The sequence below is a fragment of the Paraburkholderia sp. RL17-381-BIF-C genome (assembly GCF_046026435.1).
Lineage (GTDB): Bacteria > Pseudomonadota > Gammaproteobacteria > Burkholderiales > Burkholderiaceae > Paraburkholderia.
On record NZ_JARESX010000001.1, the window covers coordinates 252,195 to 270,040 of the forward strand.

Below are 17,846 nucleotides of genomic sequence, written 5' to 3' on the forward strand. Positions count from 1 at the left end.
CGCTGCGCGGGGCGACGGCGGTTGCGATCAGTACTTTCCCTGGCGTGATTCTTTTTGCATTTACCCTTATCAGAACGGGTCGGCGCGCCGTTATACGGAACATAGCGGCGCGCGGCCTCCTTGAGGCACGCACAAAAAAAACGGTACGGGGTTTTAGAGGACAGGCGAAATGGAAAAATGGCTGGTGGTACTGGGCATCTGGGCAATGTGCGCGACTTGCGCGGTGTTGTTCATCCGCGGTGCGACAAGTGGCCCGGGCAGGCGGGAACCCGCGCAGGAACGAACACCCGCGGCTTCGCGCGCATCGGCGGGCGATCCGCGGGCCGCGCTGAACGATTGAATAGGGATGTCCGGCGTGGCATGCCGGAGTGAGCGACGCTGGCTTCCGGCCTGCACGGCGGGAAGCCGCGGGTAACGTCCGGCCTGGTGCCGCGGCGAAGCGCAGGCGGTGTCAGTACCGCAAAATCGGCTCGAACCGCGGACAGGCGTCGGCGGGCGAAACGAGTTGGTCGTGCAGCCGGCAAAGCCGGCTGTCCGCCACGCTCGCGCCAAATGCCGACCCGAACATCGCGAGACCCGGCATGCTCTGCTCCAGCGAGTCCCGACTCTCAGCACGATACCGGCAGCCGGCGCAGCACGGCGCGCACGCATCGTCGCGCGCGTCCGCCGTGCTGGAGATGCGAAGCGCGCCGCTCGTCACGAGCCCTGCCCCAAGCTATTCCAGTACGGCGCGAACACGTGCGCGGACAGCGCGTAGCCGATGGCGATATTGACCACCACGCCTACCGTAAAGGCCAGGAACGGCTTCAGGCCAGTGGCGCTCAGCGAACGCAGGCGCGTGGTCAACCCAATGCTCAGGAAACAGAAGGTGAACGCCCATGTGCGCAACGCGGTGATCGGGGCGACGAATTCGGGCGTCACGACCTTGCGGTAATCGGCCAGCGAATAGTGGCTGGCGACCCACGTCACCAGTGCCGACGCAATCACGAAGCCGATCACGAACTTCGGAAAGCGCGCCCAGATCTCGCCGGCGTTGGGTTTGGCTTTGACGCCGCTATCTTGAGACTCCCAGCGCGTGCTCGCGACGATTGCGAGCACGAACGCCCAGATACCGATCCAGATATCGCGGCCGACCACTTTCATCAGCGTGAACGCCTGTAGCGACGCCTCCGGCGCGCCCGCGATCGCTCCACCCGCGTGTTTGGCGAGGTCGCCATAAGCTTGCGCGGCCGCGATCCCGGCGGCGTCGGCGAATTCGGAGGTGCCGATCCATGCGCCGGCGACCGCGGTGGACAATCCGAGCGAGCGGGACGCGAACGGCAACACGAAGATCATCACGATCGCCCACAGCACCACCAGCGTGATCGCCACCGAAGCCTGTTCACGCTTGGCCCGCACCGCGCCGGCAATCGCGATCGCCGCGGAGACGCCGCACACCGCGCCGCCGACGCCGAGCACGGCCGCAAAACGCCGGTCGAGGCCAAACGCCGTCGCAGCAAAAAAGATCACGAAGAACGTGACGAGCGAGACGATGCTCGCCTGCCCGACCGCCACCGGTCCGGCCCACACCAACAGCGTGAACGGCAATGTCGCGCCGAGCAGCACGATACCGACCTTGATGTAAAACTCGACGCGCAAGCCCGCCGAAAACCACTCGGGCAGCGTGAACACGTTCGAGATCAAAAGGCCCAGCGCCAGCGCGACGAGCGGTGGTTCGAGGTTGTACTTCGACGCGTTGACCCACGCGCCCAGCGTAAAAATCAGCGCCGATGCGATGAACAGGATCAGGAATGAGCCGAGGAAAGCGCCGACCCGCTGCTTGAGCGCTGCGAGGCTCACGCCGAACAGGAGCGCGAACACGACGAACAGCGCGGCATAGTTCGGCACATGCTTGCCGGCGTCCTGCACGGCCTGCGCGACGCTCGACCATTTAGCCGGCGCAACCGCGAGCCACTTGATGCTGCTGCCGGACGCGAACAGCGCCCAGGCAATCACGACCACCAGCAGCCCGATCCAGACCGCCCACCAGTCTTCGGTCGAAAAAAGTCCACCGCCGTGCGTGCTTTGCCGGTTCGCCGGAGCGGCGCCGGTTGGCAGCGTTTGATTGGTATCGCTCATCGCCATGCCCCGAGAGAGTTGAGGTGCGTCGGCGCCTGAATGTTGGAGTTTTGCCTGAATGTGCGCCGATTCGGCGAAATATAGGCGAGCGGCGTCGCAAAACGAAACGACCATTCGCTCTATGAATATGACCGAAAGGAGTAACGGCGCCGCCGTGCTGGCGACGTGCCTCAAATGTCGAGCGGATCGACTTCGAGATTCCAGCGCAGCACGCCCTTCATGCCGCGCAGCAGCGGCTGCCAGGCGCGCAAGGTGGCGTGCAACGCGCCACGCGACGCACTCTCGATCAGCAACTGTGCGCGATGCACGTGCATCACCTTGACGATAGTGAGCGGCACCGCGTCATAGACGGTCACGCGTTCTGCAGCGGGAATGTCGCCCAGTGCGGCCGTCGCCTGCTGCAGAAAGGCCAGCGCGGCCTCGAGCGTGCGGCCTTCGGCCCGCAGCAACGCCTGATAGACGAACGGCGGCAAGTGCGCGTCGCGCCGCTCGGCCAGCGTGGAGTTGGCAAAGCCGACATAGTCGTGGCGGCCGAGCGCGTGGTAGAGCGCGTGGCGCGGATAGCGCGTTTGCACCAGCACTTCGCCAGGCAAACCCGCGCGGCCCGCCCGGCCGCTCACTTGCATCAGTTGTGCGAAAAGCCGCTCGCTCGCGCGGAAGTCGTGGGAAAAGAGCGCGGTGTCGGCGTTCAGCACGCCGACCAGCGACACGCGCTGGAAGTCATGCCCCTTGGCGATCATCTGTGTGCCGACGAGGATGTCGACCTCGCCCGCGTGCACGTCGGAGAACAAAGCCTGTGCGCTGCCTTTGCGGCGTGTGCTGTCGGCATCGATACGCAACACCCGGGCGCCGGGCACCGCGCTCGCCAGTGTTTCTTCGACGCGCTGCGTGCCGCGGCCCATCGGTGCGATGTCGACGTTGCCGCACTCGGGGCACGAACGCGGAATGCGCGCTTCCCAGCCGCAGTGGTGGCAGCGTAGCGCGCGCTCGGGCTTATGCAACACGACATACGCGCTGCAACGTGGGCAGCCGGCGACCCAGCCGCAGGCATCGCAGGCCAGTTGCGGCGCATAACCGCGGCGGTTCAGGAACACGAGGCTTTGCTCACCGCGTTCGAGCCGCGCTTTCAGCGCGGCAATCAACGGCCCCGACAACCCTTCCACAGAAGCCCGCCCGCGCCGCCGCTCTTCTTCCAGATCGATCAGCTTCACGGTAGGCAGCACGGCCTCAGCGACCGCGCGGCGCGATAAGGTGAGCCGCTTGTAGCGCCCCTGGTCGGCCTGCCACCAGCTTTCCAGCGACGGCGTGGCCGAGCCGAGCACGACCGGCAAGCCGAGTTGCTTGGCGCGATAGACGGCCAGATCGCGGGCTGAATAGCGCAAGCCTTCCTGCTGCTTGTACGCCGGGTCGTGCTCTTCATCGACGACGATGATCGCGAGCTTCGGCAGCGAGGCGAGCACCGCCAGCCGGGTGCCGAGTACGATGCGGGCGCGGCCCGTGTGAGCGGCGAACCAGTTGCGAGCACGCTCGCCTTCCGCGAGACCGCTGTGCAGCGTGACGATCGACGTGCCCTCGAGCGCGGCGAAGCGGGCGCGGAAGGCCGACTCGAATTGCGGCGTCAGATTGATTTCGGGCACGAGAACCAGCGCCTGAGCGTCGGGCTTTGCCGCTAGGATCTCGGCCAACGCGCGCAAATAGACCTCGGTCTTGCCGCTCCCCGTCACACCGTGCAGCAGGAACGGCGCGAAGCCCTTGGCGTCGCGAATCGCTTCGACTGCGGCGGCCTGCTCGTCGGTGAGCGTCGGCAGCGTGGGCGCGGGCGCGTCGGACGACGCTGGAATAGCAAGCGCAGCGGCGGCTTCGATGATGTCGAGCGCCACCCAGCCTTCCGCCTGCCAGGCATCGAGCGCGGCGATCGCTTTGGGATGCAGCGCGCGAGCGTCGGCAGCCAGCAGGAAGTCGGTCCCGGCCAATGTCTGCGCGAGCTTGCGCAACGCGCTCGCCCGCGCAGGCAGTACGTCAGGTAGCGACGCGTGGCCAGCCGGCGTGAGGCTGTAGCGCTCCTGCGGCGCAAACAGGCGCGACCACCGGGAAGCATCGCGCAACGCCTGCGGCAAAGCCGGCAACGCCACTTCGCCAAGACCGCGCTGGTAGTAGTCTGCGGCAAACGCGGCCAACCTCAACCATTCCGACGAGACGGGCGGGCACGCCGTGCACACGCCATTGACTGCGCGCAGGCGGTCGGGCGGGACCTCACTGTGAGTGGTCACTTCGCAGACGAGTCCCACGACATCGCGCTTGCCAAACGGCACGCTCACCAGCATGCCCGGCGCGACCGGGTCAGGCGTGTCGCACCGGTAGTCGAACAGGGTCGGCAGCGGATGATCCAGCGCGACGCGAACGAACACGTCACTCACGCGTGGGCGGAAATCAGAAGCACGGGCGCGACACGACGCCGCATCGTGGTGCCCGTCGAGCATACGGCGCTCCCCCCGAAGTTAAAGTAAAACTTCAATTTCGGCGCTAAGTTTTGGATTCCGCTGAACAATTGCAATCGGCCCGCGTGCCTGTGGATAACTTTGTTGAGAACTTTGCCCGGAACGCCCCGAAAGCACGGCGCAGCGGCCTTCTGTGGGCTTCCGCACATTCTGTATCGCCCCCGTCAAACCCTTGCCAGACAAGGCTTAGATCAAATGCGCCTGCAATGTGCAAGGGTTGTGATGCGACTAAAGCTTCTACCGCGCCGCAGCGTGATGAATGTGCATAAGTCAAGTCTTGACTTTCGCAGGACCGCCATCTGACGGCCCGCCAACCGCAAATTTTCCCTTAGACCGAGAGCCCAGTTCGCTGCGCTGCAGCAAAATTGGTAACGATTACGGCCTCATACCGGTGCATGAGCGCCGCTGCGAATAGCCCGGCTATGGCGATGCACCTCGTCGACCAGTTCGGCGACATTCTCCGGCGGCGTGAACTGCGAAATGCCGTGGCCGAGATTGAACACGTGGCCCGGATGGTTGCCGAAGCTGTCGAGCACGGCGCGCGCTTCCATGCGGATCGTAGCCGGCGGGGCAAACAACACCGAGGGATCGATATTGCCTTGCAGCGCCACCTTCCCGCCCACGCGTTCGCGGGCCTTGCTCAGATTCACGGTCCAGTCCAGGCCGACCGCATCCACGCCGATCTCAGCGATCTCGTCGAGCCACAGGCCGCCGCCCTTCGTGAAGGTAATTACCGGCACCTTTTCGCCGTCGTGGTCGCGCTTCAACTGGCTGACCACCTGCTGGATGTAGTGCAATGAAAAGCGCTGATACACGCCGTCCGCCAGCGCCCCACCCCACGTGTCGAAAATCATCACGGCTTGCGCGCCAGCTTCGATCTGCGCGTTCAGGTAAGCCGCGACCGAGCGCGCGTTGACGTCGAGAATGCGATGCATCAGGTCCGGACGCGCATACAGCATCGACTTGACCGTGCGGAAATCGGCCGAACCGCCGCCTTCGACCATGTAGCACGCGAGCGTCCACGGACTGCCCGAAAAACCGATTAGCGGCACGCGCTGACGTCCCTGCGCGTCTGTGAGCGCGGTGCGGATTTCGCGCACCGCGTCGGTCACGTAGCGCAGCGTGGCGTCGATGTCCGGCACCGCGAGGCGCGCGACATCGTCTTCTGTTCGCACCGGGCGCGCAAACTGAGGGCCCTCGCCCGTCACGAACTCAAGGCCGAGCCCCATGGCGTCGGGCACGGTCAGGATGTCGGAGAACAGGATCGCGGCGTCGAGCGGATAGCGCTCGAGCGGTTGCAGTGTGACTTCCGTCGCGAATGCCGGGTTCTTCGCCAGACCGAGGAAACTGCCCGCGCGACCTCGCGTGGCGTTGTATTCCGGCAGATAGCGGCCGGCTTGCCGCATCAGCCAGATCGGCGTGTAGTCGGTCGGCTGGCGCAGCAGCGCGCGCAGGAAAGTGTCGTTCAGGAGTTTATGGGCCACGTTGCGTACGACTCAGGGCAAAAAGGCATTTTACCGGAGCGGGCTCGCCACATCTCGCTTGATGCGGGCAATAACTGTTGCGCGCCCCGCCCGCGACGGGTTTTTGCAGGGGGCGGCGGCAGCGCTGCACCTGGCTGAACGGCCAATGTTCAAGCCCGAATTGCCGCGCTATGATCGAACGGACTTACCACGCAATTACATACAAGCAAGGAGACTCGATGAACAAGGCGACACTCGCGCTGCTCGGCGCGCTAACCGGGGTTTTGATGCACGCGGGTGCGGCTCAGGCTCAGAGCACCGCCGCTGCCGCAGCCCCTTCGCGGCTCGACGAAATCATCGCCCGTGGCACACTGCGCGCCTGTACGACTGGCGACTACAAACCCTACTCGTTCTACAAGGCAGACAGCCAGTTCGAAGGTATCGATATCGACATGACGGAGTCGCTCGCCAAATCACTCGGCGTCAAGGCGGAATACATCAAGACGTCGTGGTCGAACCTGATGAACGACTTCGTCGCCAAATGCGACGTAGGCGTAGGCGGTGTATCGCCAACACTTGAGCGCCAGAAGCGCGCGTTTTTTACGCAGGCCTACATGATCGACGGCAAAACGCCGATCGTTCGGTGCGATGACGTCGCCAAATATCAGACGGTCGCGCAGATCGACCAGCCTGCCACCCGCGTGATCGTCAACCCGGGCGGCACCAACGAGCGCTTCGCGAAGCAGTATTTCCCGCACGCCAACCTGACCGTCTATCCGGACAACGTGACGATCTTCAAGCAGATCCTCGCAGGCAAAGCCGATGTCATGGTGACCGACGCGTCTGAAACGCTGCTGCAGCAAAAGCTGAATCCGGGCCTTTGCTCAGTGCATCCGGATAAGCCCTTCCAATACGGAGAAAAGGCCTGGTTGCTGCCGCGTGGTGATGTGGCATTCCAGGAGTATGTCGACCAATGGCTACACCTCGCGCGGGCAACCGGCGAATATCAGGCCATTTCGGACAAGTGGCTGAAGTAGCAAGGCGCTTTGCCTCGGCCGCCCGCGTTTCGCTCCCACAGTGAACCGGGGGCGGTCGGAAAATGCTGACCGATTTCGCTCACGCGTCGAATCATGTAACGGTGAAGGGCTGACGTTAAGTAAAAGCGGAACAATTACCCCGGTTCGCCAGCAGACGAACCAGCCCTTTACGCGCCAATCGCATATCCGACGATATGCTGCGACACAACAAAGCGACGTCGTTCGCGCTGCTGAGATTTTTCCGGTGGTGGCAGACCTTGTAACACAGGCGATTTTTCGCCCCAAAAGATGACCATGCAACCATTTCATGCGGAATCGACTGAACGGAATACGCCGCAATATGCTTCGCGAATAGCATTAATCATGCGTATGAAATTGCGAGCGAGTCATCGGTAAATATTACGTTTCAAACAATTCTCTTTGGCAATATGTCCCGCAGCGCCTTATCTGGCGGGCGTTACAACCTGAAACACTTTGTTACCGCGCTCATAGGGTAATTCGCCCACAATGCCCTCAACGGTTTCAACACGGATGTGGCTGTGTGCGTGGTGTGAGCGGATACGATGCACTTGCCGGTCGGCGCATGCCGAAGCCCTGTGAAGGGGCATCCCTGCTGGGGCCGTAGTCGACGCAGGGTCGTCGTCTCAGTCGGTTCCTTCTTTGGTCTCCTCGCGCTAACCCCGTAGCGTGTGGTTTTTAGCGGGCTCCAGGCCCGCTTTTTTTTCGCCTAGCCAAACGTTTGCGCAGTGCAGTAAGGCGCTTTTTAGAGTGCGTTAGCGGTTGTTTTGCAACTCTTGCGCCGGGCAAACGGTTGGTTTTCTGTTCTTCAATGACTGGTCCGTCGCGCCATTACGTCGCGCGCGGACCGGCCATTGACCGTCACGCTGTCTTGTCTTCCCGCAGCTTCAATTCGCTAATCATCCGTTCGCGCATGATGAACTTCTGCACCTTGCCGGTCACCGTCATGGGCAGTTCGTCGACGAAACGGATGTACTTCGGCACCTTGTAGTGCGCAATCTGACCTTGGCAGAACTGCTGGATCTCCTCCGCGGTAGCCTGCTCACCGGAGCGCAATACGACCCACGCGCAAACCTCTTCGCCATACTTCGAGTCGGGCACGCCGAACACCTGCACGCTCTGGATCTTCGGGTGACGGAACAGAAACTCCTCGATCTCGCGGGGATAGATGTTCTCGCCACCGCGAATCAGCATGTCCTTCAGGCGCCCGACGATATTGCAGTAGCCTTCAGCATCGAGCGTCGCCAGATCGCCGGTGTGCATCCAGCCGTCGACAATGCTTTCGCGTGTCTTGGGCTCGTCGTCCCAGTAGCCTTGCATCACCGAATAGCCGCGAGTGCACAGCTCGCCGGTTTCGCCCACCGGCACGATGTTCCCAAGGGGATCGACGATTTTCACCTCCAGATGCGGCTGGATGCGGCCCACCGTGGTCGTGCGCTTGTCCAGCGGGTCGGTGGTCGAACTCTGGAACGAGACCGGGCTGGTTTCCGTCATGCCGTAGGCGATGGTAATCTCCGCCAGATGCATCCTGGAGACCACCTTCTTCATGGTCTCGATCGGGCACGGCGAGCCCGCCATGATGCCGGTGCGCAGGCGCGACAGGTCGTAGGTGGCGAAGTCAGGGTGATCGAGTTCTGCGATGAACATGGTCGGCACGCCGTGCAGCGCGGTGCACTGCTCTTCCGCGACCGCGGCCAGCGTTGCCGCCGGGTCGAATCCTTCGCCGGGAAACACCATATTAGCGCCGACCGACACGCACGCCAGCACCGACAGCACCATGCCAAAGCAGTGATACAACGGCACCGGGATGCACAAGCCATCTTGTTCGGTCAGCCGCATCGCCATCGCGATGTAGCGCGCGTTGTTGACCACGTTGCGATGGGTCAGCGTCGCGCCCTTCGGATTGCCTGTCGTGCCGCTGGTGAACTGAATGTTGATCGGCTCGTGGCACGTAAGCGTGTCGCCGATGGCGTCCAGTTTTGGAACATCCAGCGCCGCTCGACCTTGTTCGATCACGTCGGAAAAGCTCAACATACCCGGCGTTTCGGTATCGCACATGCGAATCACGTAGCGCAGTTCGGGCAATCTCGACGCATGCAATTCTCCCGGCGCCTGCGTGGCCAGTTCGGGCGCGAGTTCCTGCAACATCTCCAGATACATGGAGGTCTTGAAACGCTCGGCCGCAATGATCACCTTGCAACCGACCTTGTTCAGCGCGTATTCGAGCTCCGCGAGCCGGTATGCCGGATTGATATTGACCAGCACGGCGCCGATGCGCGCGGTCGCGAACTGGGTAAGCAACCATTCCACCCGATTCGGCGACCAGATGCCCACCCGGTCACCTTTCACGATGCCGAGCGCGAGCAAACCGGCCGCCAACACGTCGACTTCTTCTGCGAACTCCTTCCATGTCCAGCGAATACGCTGCTCGCGAAACACCACGGCTGGACGATCCGGAAAGCGCTCCGCCGTATCGCGCAGAAACTGTCCAACTGTCGCGTCGCTCAACGGGATGTCGGTCGGACCGCGGACGTAAGACAACCCGTCTTTGGGTTCGATGAGTGCACCTTCGCCTGACACGTGCGTTGCCATGGTGTTGTCTCCGTGAACTGAGCGGAAGCTCGCTTATTGAAATGAATTTGAAATCGATTGTGCCATCTGCATGTGTCCGTCAGGCATCAAGTCTTACCCGCAGCGCATCACCATCTATTAAAGCGTGGCATCCATCAATGCTCGACCACAATTTTGCTGACCTTTCCGTAAACGTCAATTAAAGGTCAAAAAAAAGCAGCCAAGAAGGCTGCTTTCTCTCTGATACGTGTTGCTTAGTGCTGACCGCGCAGCTTGCGCAGACGCTGAATCGCAGCGAGCTGAGCCGTCGCATACGCCAGTTCCGCTTGCGCGGTCGCGTATTCGAGGTTCGAACCCGTGTTCTGCAGCGCTTCTTCCGCGCGCTTGCGTGCATCTTCAGCCTTGGCTTCGTCGAGATCCTTGCCGCGGATCGCCGTGTCGGCGAGAACCGTCACAGCGCCCGGCTGGATTTCGAGAATGCCGCCGGCGACGAAAACAAACTCTTCCTCGCCATTTTCAGCTTCGATTCGCACCGCACCCGGACGAATCCGCGTGATGAGCGGCGTGTGTCCCGGCAGAATGCCGAGTTCACCCGCTTCGCCCGGCAGCGCGACGAACTTCGCCTGACCCGAAAAGATCTGCTCTTCCGCGCTGACGACGTCTACCTTGATTGTTGCCATAAGTGTCGACTCCTGTGACGACCAGAGTTAGCGCTTTAGCGCTTACTCGGGTCCCCTGCAAAGCTCGACGAGAGCGAGCGCTTTAACGCTTACTGTCGTCCCATGCAAGGCTGGGTTGAGCGTATTAAGAGGCGCCGGCTTTGCGATCCCGATACCTTTAATAGTATCCGTTCCGCGCGAGAACCGACGCCCGCTTCGTTACACCCGACCTTTACTGGATCTTCTTGGCCTTTTCGAAGGCTTCGTCGATCGTGCCGACCATGTAGAACGCCTGTTCCGGCAGGTGGTCGCATTCGCCTTCAACGATCATCTTGAAGCCACGGATCGTTTCCTTCAGCGGCACGTACTTGCCCGGCGAGCCCGTGAACACTTCAGCGACGTGGAACGGCTGCGACAGGAAACGCTGGATCTTACGAGCGCGCGCCACGGCGAGCTTGTCTTCCGGCGCCAGTTCGTCCATGCCCAGAATCGCGATAATGTCGCGCAGTTCCTTGTAGCGCTGCAGCGTTTGCTGCACGCCGCGCGTGATCGAGTAGTGCTCTTCACCGATCACGTTCGGGTCGATCTGACGCGAGGTCGAATCGAGCGGGTCGACTGCCGGGTAGATACCCAACGAAGCGATGTCACGCGACAACACAACGGTTGCGTCCAAGTGGCCGAAAGTCGTAGCCGGCGACGGGTCGGTCAAGTCATCCGCAGGGACGTACACGGCCTGAACCGACGTGATCGAGCCGGTCTTGGTCGACGTAATACGCTCTTGCAGCTTACCCATTTCTTCAGCCAGCGTCGGCTGATAGCCCACTGCCGACGGCATACGGCCGAGCAGTGCCGACACTTCCGTGCCTGCCAGCGTGAAACGGTAGATGTTGTCCACGAAGAACAGCACGTCGAGACCTTCGTCACGGAAGTGCTCAGCCATCGTCAGACCGGTCAGCGCGACGCGCAGACGGTTGCCCGGCGGCTCGTTCATCTGGCCGTACACCAGCGCGACCTTGTCGAGAACGTTCGAGTCCTTCATTTCGTGATAGAAGTCGTTCCCTTCACGGGTACGTTCGCCAACACCGGCGAACACGGAGTAACCACCGTGTTCCTTCGCGATGTTGTTGATCAGTTCCATCATGTTCACGGTCTTGCCCACGCCGGCGCCACCGAACAGACCAACCTTACCGCCCTTGGCGAACGGGCAGATCAGGTCGATAACCTTGATGCCGGTTTCGAGCAGTTCCGTCGACGGCGACAGTTCGTCGAACGCCGGAGCCTTCTGGTGAATGCCGCGAACCACGTCCGAGTTGATCGGGCCGGCTTCGTCGATCGGGCGACCCAGAACGTCCATGATCCGGCCGAGGGTCGGCTTGCCGACCGGCACGCTGATCGGCTTGCCGGTATTCTTCACGACCGTGCCGCGGCGCAGACCGTCCGATGCACCCAGACAGATGGTACGGACGACGCCGTCGCCCAGCTGTTGCTGGACTTCGAGGGTCAGTTCCGAACCTTCGAGAATGAGCGCGTCGTAAATCTTCGGCATGTGGTCACGCGGGAATTCCACGTCGATCACCGCGCCGATGCACTGTACGATCTTGCCTTCTACCAAAGCAGTAGTACTCATCGCTTTTCCTTTAGATACTCAATTCTTCACTCGCGCAAAGGCGCAATTTCGATGGGGCCGCCCAGGTGGGTGCGCCACGAAGGCGCACACGAAGCGGCGTGTTTGACCGTTAAGGTCAGACTGCCGCCGCGCCACCGACGATTTCCGACAGTTCTTTCGTGATCGCGGCCTGACGGCTCTTGTTGTACACGAGCTGCAGTTCGTTGATGACCGTCTTCGCGTTGTCCGAAGCGGCCTTCATCGCAACCATCCGTGCCGACTGTTCCGATGCCATGTTTTCCGCGACGGCCTGATAGACCAACGCTTCGACATAACGCACCAGCAGTTCGTCCACCACTGCCTGCGCGTCCGGCTCGTAGATGTAGTCCCACTGCGTGCTCGGCGTCGTGCCGTCTTCTTCCTTGCGCTCGAACTGATCTGCCGACAGCGGCAGCAGTTGCTCGATCACCGGCTCCTGCTTCATCGTATTGACGAAGCGCGTGTACGCCAAGTACACCGCCGAAACCTTGCCTTCCGAGTACAGGTCGAGCTGCACCTTCACCGCGCCGATCAGCTTTTCCAGATGCGGCGTGTCGCCCAGATGCACGACATTCGACACCACCTTGGCGCGCAGACGGTTCAGGAAACCCAGACCCTTGGTGCCGATCGCAGTTGCTTCGATCGTCTTGCCCTGGCCTTCCAGTTCCTTGAACTTCTGCAGCGACGCGCGCAGCACGTTGGTGTTCATGCCACCGCACAAACCTTTATCGGTCGTGACGAGGATGATGCCGGCCGTCTTCGCGCCTTCGTTCGACACCATGAACGGGTGACGATACTCCGGGTTCGCACGGCTCATGTGTGCAGCGATATCGCGGACCTTGTCAGCATACGGGCGAGCAGCGCGCATACGCTCTTGAGCGCGGCGCATCTTCGATGCGGCCACCATCTCCATCGCTTTCGTGATCTTGCGCGTGTTTTGCACGCTCTTGATCTTGCCGCGAATTTCCTTCATTCCAGCCATTGCTTGCTCCTTGTCGGCCCGAGTTGCCGCTTTAGCGGTTACTCGGGTCCCATGCAAAGCGATCGAAGCAGCGCGGGTTCAGTTTCCTGCGGCCCGCGCCGCTTCAAGGTCCGTTTATGCCTTGCGGGTCACTCGCGGATCAATAAGTGCCGGACTTCTTGAAGTCTTTGAGGGCCGTGTGCAGCAGGCCTTCGTCGTCCTTCGAGAGTTCCTTGGTGTCTTCGACGCGCTTGATCAGGTCAGCGTGCTTCGACTTCAGGTAGTCGCGCAGGCCCTTTTCGAACGGCAGCACTTGCGAAACTTCCAGATCGTCGAGGTAACCGTTGTTCGCTGCGAACAGCGCGACAGCCAGTTCCCACACTTGCAGCGGCTGATATTGCGGCTGCTTCAGCAGTTCCGTCACGCGGCGGCCGCGTTCCAGCTGCTTGCGGGTTGCTTCGTCGAGATCCGACGCGAACTGCGCGAACGCGGCCAGTTCACGGTACTGCGCGAGGTCGGTACGGATACCGCCCGAAAGCTTCTTCACGACCTTCGTTTGAGCCGCGCCACCGACGCGCGACACCGACACGCCGGCGTTAATTGCCGGGCGGATACCTGCGTTAAAGAGGTCGGTTTCCAGGAAGATCTGGCCGTCGGTAATCGAGATCACGTTCGTCGGAACGAATGCGGTCACGTCGCCTGCTTGCGTTTCAATGACCGGCAGTGCCGTCAGCGAACCGCTCTTGCCCTTCACTTCACCGTTCGTGAACTTCTCGACGTAGTCTTCCGACACGCGAGCCGCACGTTCCAGGAGACGCGAGTGCAGATAGAACACGTCACCCGGGTAAGCTTCACGGCCCGGCGGACGGCGCAGCAGCAGCGAGATCTGACGGTATGCCCAAGCTTGCTTGGTCAAGTCGTCATAAACGATCAGTGCGTCTTGACCGCGGTCGCGGAAATATTCGCCCATCGTGCAGCCGGCGTACGGTGCCAGGTACTGCATGGCAGCCGATTCCGAAGCCGAAGCGGCCACGACGATCGTGTATTCCAGCGCGCCGGTTTCTTCCAGCTTGCGCACCACGTTCATGATCGACGAAGCCTTCTGGCCGATCGCGACGTAGATACAGAAAAGGTTCTTACCCTTCTGGTTGATGATCGTGTCGACTGCGACTGCGGTCTTGCCGCACTGGCGGTCGCCGATGATCAGCTCACGCTGGCCACGGCCAACCGGCACCATCGCGTCGATCGACTTCAGACCGGTTTGGACCGGTTCCGAAACCGACTTACGCCAGATCACGCCCGGAGCAATCTTTTCGATTGCGTCGGTCTTCTTCGCGTTGATCGGGCCCTTGCCGTCGATCGGGTTGCCGAGCGCGTCGACCACGCGGCCGAGCAGTTCCGGACCCACCGGCACTTCCAGAATACGGCCCGTCGTCTTGACGACGTCGCCTTCCGAAATGTGTTCGTACTCACCCAGAATCACGGCGCCGACCGAGTCGCGCTCGAGGTTCAGTGCGAGACCGAAGGTGTTGCCCGGGAATTCGAGCATTTCGCCCTGCATCACTTCCGACAGGCCGTGGATGCGCACGATACCGTCGGTCACGGAGATCACAGTGCCCTGGTTGCGAACGTCTGCGCTCGCTTCAAGGCCCTGGATCCGGCTCTTGATCAGCTCGCTGATCTCAGAGGGATTGAGTTGCATTATTCGCTCCTGATAGTCAATTCTGTTGCGTGCCAGCCGCTTCAGCGCCTTGGGCGCTTCAGGCCGTCAGAGCCGTCTGCATGCTGGCAAGCCGCGCGCGGACCGAGGTATCGAGCACTTCGTCGCCGACCGTCACGCGCACGCCGCCGATCAACGACGAGTCGACTTCGATCGTCGGCTTCAGCTTGCGTTTGAACTTGCGTTCGAGACTTGCGACGAGGTCATTCAACTGCGCGCCTTCGAGCGGGAATGCGCTGACGATCAGCACATCGGCCGCCCCTTCGCGGGCGTTCTTCAACTCTTCGAACTGCACGGCGATTTCCGGCAGCAATTGCAGGCGATGGTTGTCCACCAGCATTTGCACCAGATTCTTCGCTTGTGCGTTGTCCTTGAGCGGCGACTTGACCGCGGTGAGCAGCAGTTCGCTGACCTGGGCGCGGCTTACTTTCGGGCTCGAGGCGATCGACAGCACTTCGGGCAGACGCGCAACCTGTGCCAGCTCCTGCACGAGCGTGGACCAGGCGGCGATGTCACCAGCTTCGGCCACGCCAAACAGCGCTTCTGCGTACGGACGGGCGATGGTTGCAAGTTCGGCCATGATCAGAGCTCGGCTTTCAGTTGATTCAGCAGGTCAGCGTGAGCTGCCTGGTCGACTTCGCGCTTCAGGATCTGTTCAGCGCCCTTCACGGCGAGTGCAGCAACTTCGCCGCGCAGCGTTTCGCGCGCTTTCACGACTTGCTGTTCCGCGTCGGCCTTCGCTTGCGCGATGATGCGAGCGGCTTCAGCTTGTGCTTGAGCCTTGATTTCGTCAGCGACTGCCACAGCGCGCTTTTCCGCGTCAGCAATACGTTGCTGACCGTCGTTGCGTGCCTGAGCGAGTTCCTGGTCGACGCGCTTGTGAGCGGCTTCGAGTTCTGCCTTGCCCTTTTCAGCAGCCGACAAACCGTCAGCAATCTTCTTCGAGCGCTCGTCGAGGGCGTTGATCAGCGGCGGCCACACGAACTTCATCGTGAACCACGCGAGGATCAGGAACACGACCATTTGCGCAAACAGGGTTGCGTTGAGATTCACGGTGTTTCCTTAAACGTTGCTAGTTCGGAAAGTGAAACGGCAAGGCGCTCATCGATTCTGTGTTCGATCAGCGCCCGAGTGCCCGTTCCGCCCTGCGCCCTCACTAGTTATAGCTTAGGCGCAAACTTCCGAGGAACCTCAGCCTGCCAGCTTCGACAGCAGCGGGTTCGCGAACGCAAACAGCATTGCCACACCAACGCCAATCAGGAACGCCGCATCGATCAGACCAGCCAGCAGGAACATCTTGGTTTGCAGCGGGTTCATCAGTTCAGGCTGACGTGCACATGCTTCGATGTACTTGCCGCCCATCAGGCCGATACCGATACAGGCGCCGATTGCACCCAGGCCGATGATGATGCCGATACCGATGGCGGTCAGACCCTGGATGTTGGCGATGAAAGCTTGCATGATCACTCCTTTGTGAAAAGTCTTTTAGAACTGGTTGGAACTGGGATTTAAAAAACGATGATTCTTTGTCGACGGCGCAGGTTAGTGCGTGTCGTGTGCCTGGCCGATGTACACCAGCGTCAGCATCATGAAAATGAACGCCTGCAGCAGAACGATCAGGATGTGGAAAATTGCCCACACGCTGCCGGCGATCACGTGGCCGATGAAGCCAAGCACCGTCGTGTCCGCGCCGAAGCTCCAGATGCTGCCGAGCAGGGCAATCAGCAGGAACAACAGTTCGCCCGCGTACATGTTGCCGAACAGCCGCATGCCGAGCGAGACCGTCTTCGCGACGAACTCGATGATGTTCAGTGCAAGGTTCGGGATCCACAGCAACGGATGTGCGCCGAACGGAGCGGACAGCAGTTCATGCACGAAACCGCCGGCGCCCTTGATCTTGAAGTTGTAGTAAATCATCAGCGCGAACACACCGAGTGCGATGCCGAGCGTGCCGTTCAGGTCGGCGGTCGGCACGATGCGGTGGTGCGGGATGACTTCGGAAAGACCCAGCCAGCCAATCACGTGGCCCGGCAGGTCGACAGGGATAAAGTCGAGCGAGTTCATCAGCGCGACCCAGACGAACACGGTCAGGGCCAACGGTGCGATGAAGGTGCGCGTGCCGTGGATCATCGACTTCGATTGATCCTCGACCATCTCCACCAGCATTTCGATCGCGCACTGGAAACGGCCCGGCACGCCGGACGTTGCCTTGCGGGCAGCGAGATGCAGGATGAAGATCGTGGCCAGACCGCAAACGATCGACCAGAAAAGGGTGTCCAGATTCCACACGTGAATGTCGAAAATCGACGTCTGGTGCGCGGTGGAAAAGTTCTGCAAGTGGTGCGCGATGTACTCGGACGGATCCATTGCGCGCGTGCCTTCGCTAGCTGCCATATCGTTAAAGCCACCCAAATTGTCGAAAATCGTCTTAGGCCGTTCCCGCTGCAATTCTGTATTGCGGGAACACGCCGGGTGCGGACCGTGTCATATCCGCACACCTGTTGCCGGCGCTGCGCGCCGGCCTGAATTTTTTGCTGCTACTTTTTTGCTGCCACTTTTGTTGCTGCTACCTTAGCGCCAGGCCAAGGCAATCCAGTACGTCTTGAGCGCGATGAGGTAGGTCACGAGCAGCGGAACCCAGCGTACGTCGTGATACCAGAAGGCGATGGCTACGAACATCGCGATCGTTGTCCCCATTTTGAGCGCTTCGCCGATCATCCAGCTCATGACTGTTTCGGCGCCGCTCAGCGTTCTAAGCCGTGCCGCGAACAACGCGCCCGGCACCCAGCAGATCGCTCCTCCCAGGAACGCGGACAGCGCAGCAGCGCCCGGCGGCTTGTAGAACAGCCACCACACCAGCGTAGCACCCAGGGACAAAGCCATTTGCGCTGCCACGACCTTGAAAGGCGTAACGCGCGATGGACGGCTCACGTTGGGACCAAACAGCTTTTCAGCTTCAGCCCGCGTGAGCGGAACGATATTGTTATCTTGCTGCTCGACATCCCACGCTTCATCAGGTGTCGCTTGCTGACCGGTGGACGCAACGGAATCTTTGCGTTCAGCGCGGTGTTCGTCGTGCCCATTCTTCGGCGCTTGATTCGACGTTTTGACCGCCATCGCAGTGTTCCGAAAGTCTTGTTCCAGCCCGCGAGCTTA

General features: G+C 61.3%; 14 protein-coding genes. 1 reads left to right on the plus strand and 13 read right to left on the minus strand.

Annotated features, from left to right (window positions below):
* Positions 1-696 precede the first annotated feature (696 nt).
* The 3 genes from P0D70_RS01165 to hemE form a co-directional block, all read right to left on the minus strand.
* On the minus strand, positions 697-2,118 hold the full coding sequence (locus P0D70_RS01165) for a YeiH family protein (RefSeq protein ID WP_408181697.1): 1,422 nt from the start codon (positions 2,116-2,118) through the stop codon (positions 697-699).
* A 170-nt stretch (positions 2,119-2,288) separates the two neighbouring features.
* On the minus strand, positions 2,289-4,535 hold the full coding sequence (locus tag P0D70_RS01170; protein WP_408181831.1) for a primosomal protein N': 2,247 nt from the start codon (positions 4,533-4,535) through the stop codon (positions 2,289-2,291).
* A 464-nt stretch (positions 4,536-4,999) separates the two neighbouring features.
* Entirely contained in the window at positions 5,000-6,100 is a 1,101-nt protein-coding gene (gene hemE, locus P0D70_RS01175; RefSeq protein WP_091797873.1) for a uroporphyrinogen decarboxylase, read from the minus strand.
* A 218-nt stretch (positions 6,101-6,318) separates the two neighbouring features.
* On the opposite strand from hemE, the gene P0D70_RS01180 reads away from it, so the two are divergent.
* Complete coding sequence (locus P0D70_RS01180) at positions 6,319-7,116, plus strand: transporter substrate-binding domain-containing protein (RefSeq protein ID WP_091797871.1); 798 nt, start codon at positions 6,319-6,321, stop codon at positions 7,114-7,116.
* 879 nt (positions 7,117-7,995) lie between these two features.
* Here P0D70_RS01180 and P0D70_RS01185 read toward each other — a convergent pair.
* The 10 genes from P0D70_RS01185 to P0D70_RS01230 form a co-directional block, all read right to left on the minus strand.
* Positions 7,996-9,726, minus strand: coding sequence for an AMP-binding protein (locus tag P0D70_RS01185; protein WP_408181700.1), 1,731 nt, complete (start codon positions 9,724-9,726; stop codon positions 7,996-7,998).
* A gap of 233 nt (positions 9,727-9,959) precedes the next feature.
* Positions 9,960-10,385, minus strand: coding sequence for a F0F1 ATP synthase subunit epsilon (locus P0D70_RS01190; protein ID WP_007180027.1), 426 nt, complete (start codon positions 10,383-10,385; stop codon positions 9,960-9,962).
* 211 nt (positions 10,386-10,596) lie between these two features.
* Entirely contained in the window at positions 10,597-11,991 is a 1,395-nt protein-coding gene (gene atpD, locus P0D70_RS01195; RefSeq protein ID WP_091797865.1) for a F0F1 ATP synthase subunit beta, read from the minus strand.
* 115 nt (positions 11,992-12,106) lie between these two features.
* Positions 12,107-12,991: a F0F1 ATP synthase subunit gamma gene (atpG, locus tag P0D70_RS01200; RefSeq protein ID WP_011490290.1), complete on the minus strand. Its 885-nt coding sequence runs from the start codon at positions 12,989-12,991 to the stop codon at positions 12,107-12,109.
* 139 nt (positions 12,992-13,130) lie between these two features.
* A complete protein-coding gene (gene atpA / locus P0D70_RS01205; protein WP_408181705.1) occupies positions 13,131-14,672 on the minus strand; it encodes a F0F1 ATP synthase subunit alpha in 1,542 nt (513 codons plus the stop codon).
* Positions 14,673-14,730: 58 nt separating this feature from the next.
* Entirely contained in the window at positions 14,731-15,270 is a 540-nt protein-coding gene (locus P0D70_RS01210) for a F0F1 ATP synthase subunit delta (protein ID WP_091797857.1), read from the minus strand.
* Between the two features lie 2 nt (positions 15,271-15,272).
* A complete protein-coding gene (locus P0D70_RS01215; protein WP_006050845.1) occupies positions 15,273-15,743 on the minus strand; it encodes a F0F1 ATP synthase subunit B in 471 nt (156 codons plus the stop codon).
* Between the two features lie 138 nt (positions 15,744-15,881).
* Positions 15,882-16,151, minus strand: a complete 270-nt coding sequence (gene atpE / locus P0D70_RS01220; RefSeq protein WP_007180033.1) for a F0F1 ATP synthase subunit C — start codon at positions 16,149-16,151, stop codon at positions 15,882-15,884.
* Between the two features lie 81 nt (positions 16,152-16,232).
* Positions 16,233-17,084 (minus strand): F0F1 ATP synthase subunit A, encoded by an 852-nt coding sequence (atpB, locus tag P0D70_RS01225; protein WP_091797855.1) that lies wholly within the window; start codon positions 17,082-17,084, stop codon positions 16,233-16,235.
* A gap of 177 nt (positions 17,085-17,261) precedes the next feature.
* Positions 17,262-17,807, minus strand: coding sequence for an ATP synthase subunit I (locus P0D70_RS01230; RefSeq protein WP_091797852.1), 546 nt, complete (start codon positions 17,805-17,807; stop codon positions 17,262-17,264).
* Positions 17,808-17,846: the final 39 nt, after the last annotated feature.

Coding starts and splice junctions, on each gene's coding strand:
- atpA (WP_408181705.1), bottom strand. CDS start 14,672: ATGCAACTCAATCCCTCTGAGATCAGCGAGCTGATCAAGAGCCGGATC.
- P0D70_RS01185 (WP_408181700.1), bottom strand. CDS start 9,726: ATGGCAACGCACGTGTCAGGCGAAGGTGCACTCATCGAACCCAAAGAC.
- atpB (WP_091797855.1), bottom strand. CDS start 17,084: ATGGCAGCTAGCGAAGGCACGCGCGCAATGGATCCGTCCGAGTACATC.
- P0D70_RS01180 (WP_091797871.1), top strand. CDS start 6,319: ATGAACAAGGCGACACTCGCGCTGCTCGGCGCGCTAACCGGGGTTTTG.
- atpD (WP_091797865.1), bottom strand. CDS start 11,991: ATGAGTACTACTGCTTTGGTAGAAGGCAAGATCGTACAGTGCATCGGC.
- atpE (WP_007180033.1), bottom strand. CDS start 16,151: ATGCAAGCTTTCATCGCCAACATCCAGGGTCTGACCGCCATCGGTATC.
- P0D70_RS01165 (WP_408181697.1), bottom strand. CDS start 2,118: ATGAGCGATACCAATCAAACGCTGCCAACCGGCGCCGCTCCGGCGAAC.
- P0D70_RS01230 (WP_091797852.1), bottom strand. CDS start 17,807: ATGGCGGTCAAAACGTCGAATCAAGCGCCGAAGAATGGGCACGACGAA.
- P0D70_RS01190 (WP_007180027.1), bottom strand. CDS start 10,385: ATGGCAACAATCAAGGTAGACGTCGTCAGCGCGGAAGAGCAGATCTTT.
- atpG (WP_011490290.1), bottom strand. CDS start 12,991: ATGGCTGGAATGAAGGAAATTCGCGGCAAGATCAAGAGCGTGCAAAAC.
- P0D70_RS01210 (WP_091797857.1), bottom strand. CDS start 15,270: ATGGCCGAACTTGCAACCATCGCCCGTCCGTACGCAGAAGCGCTGTTT.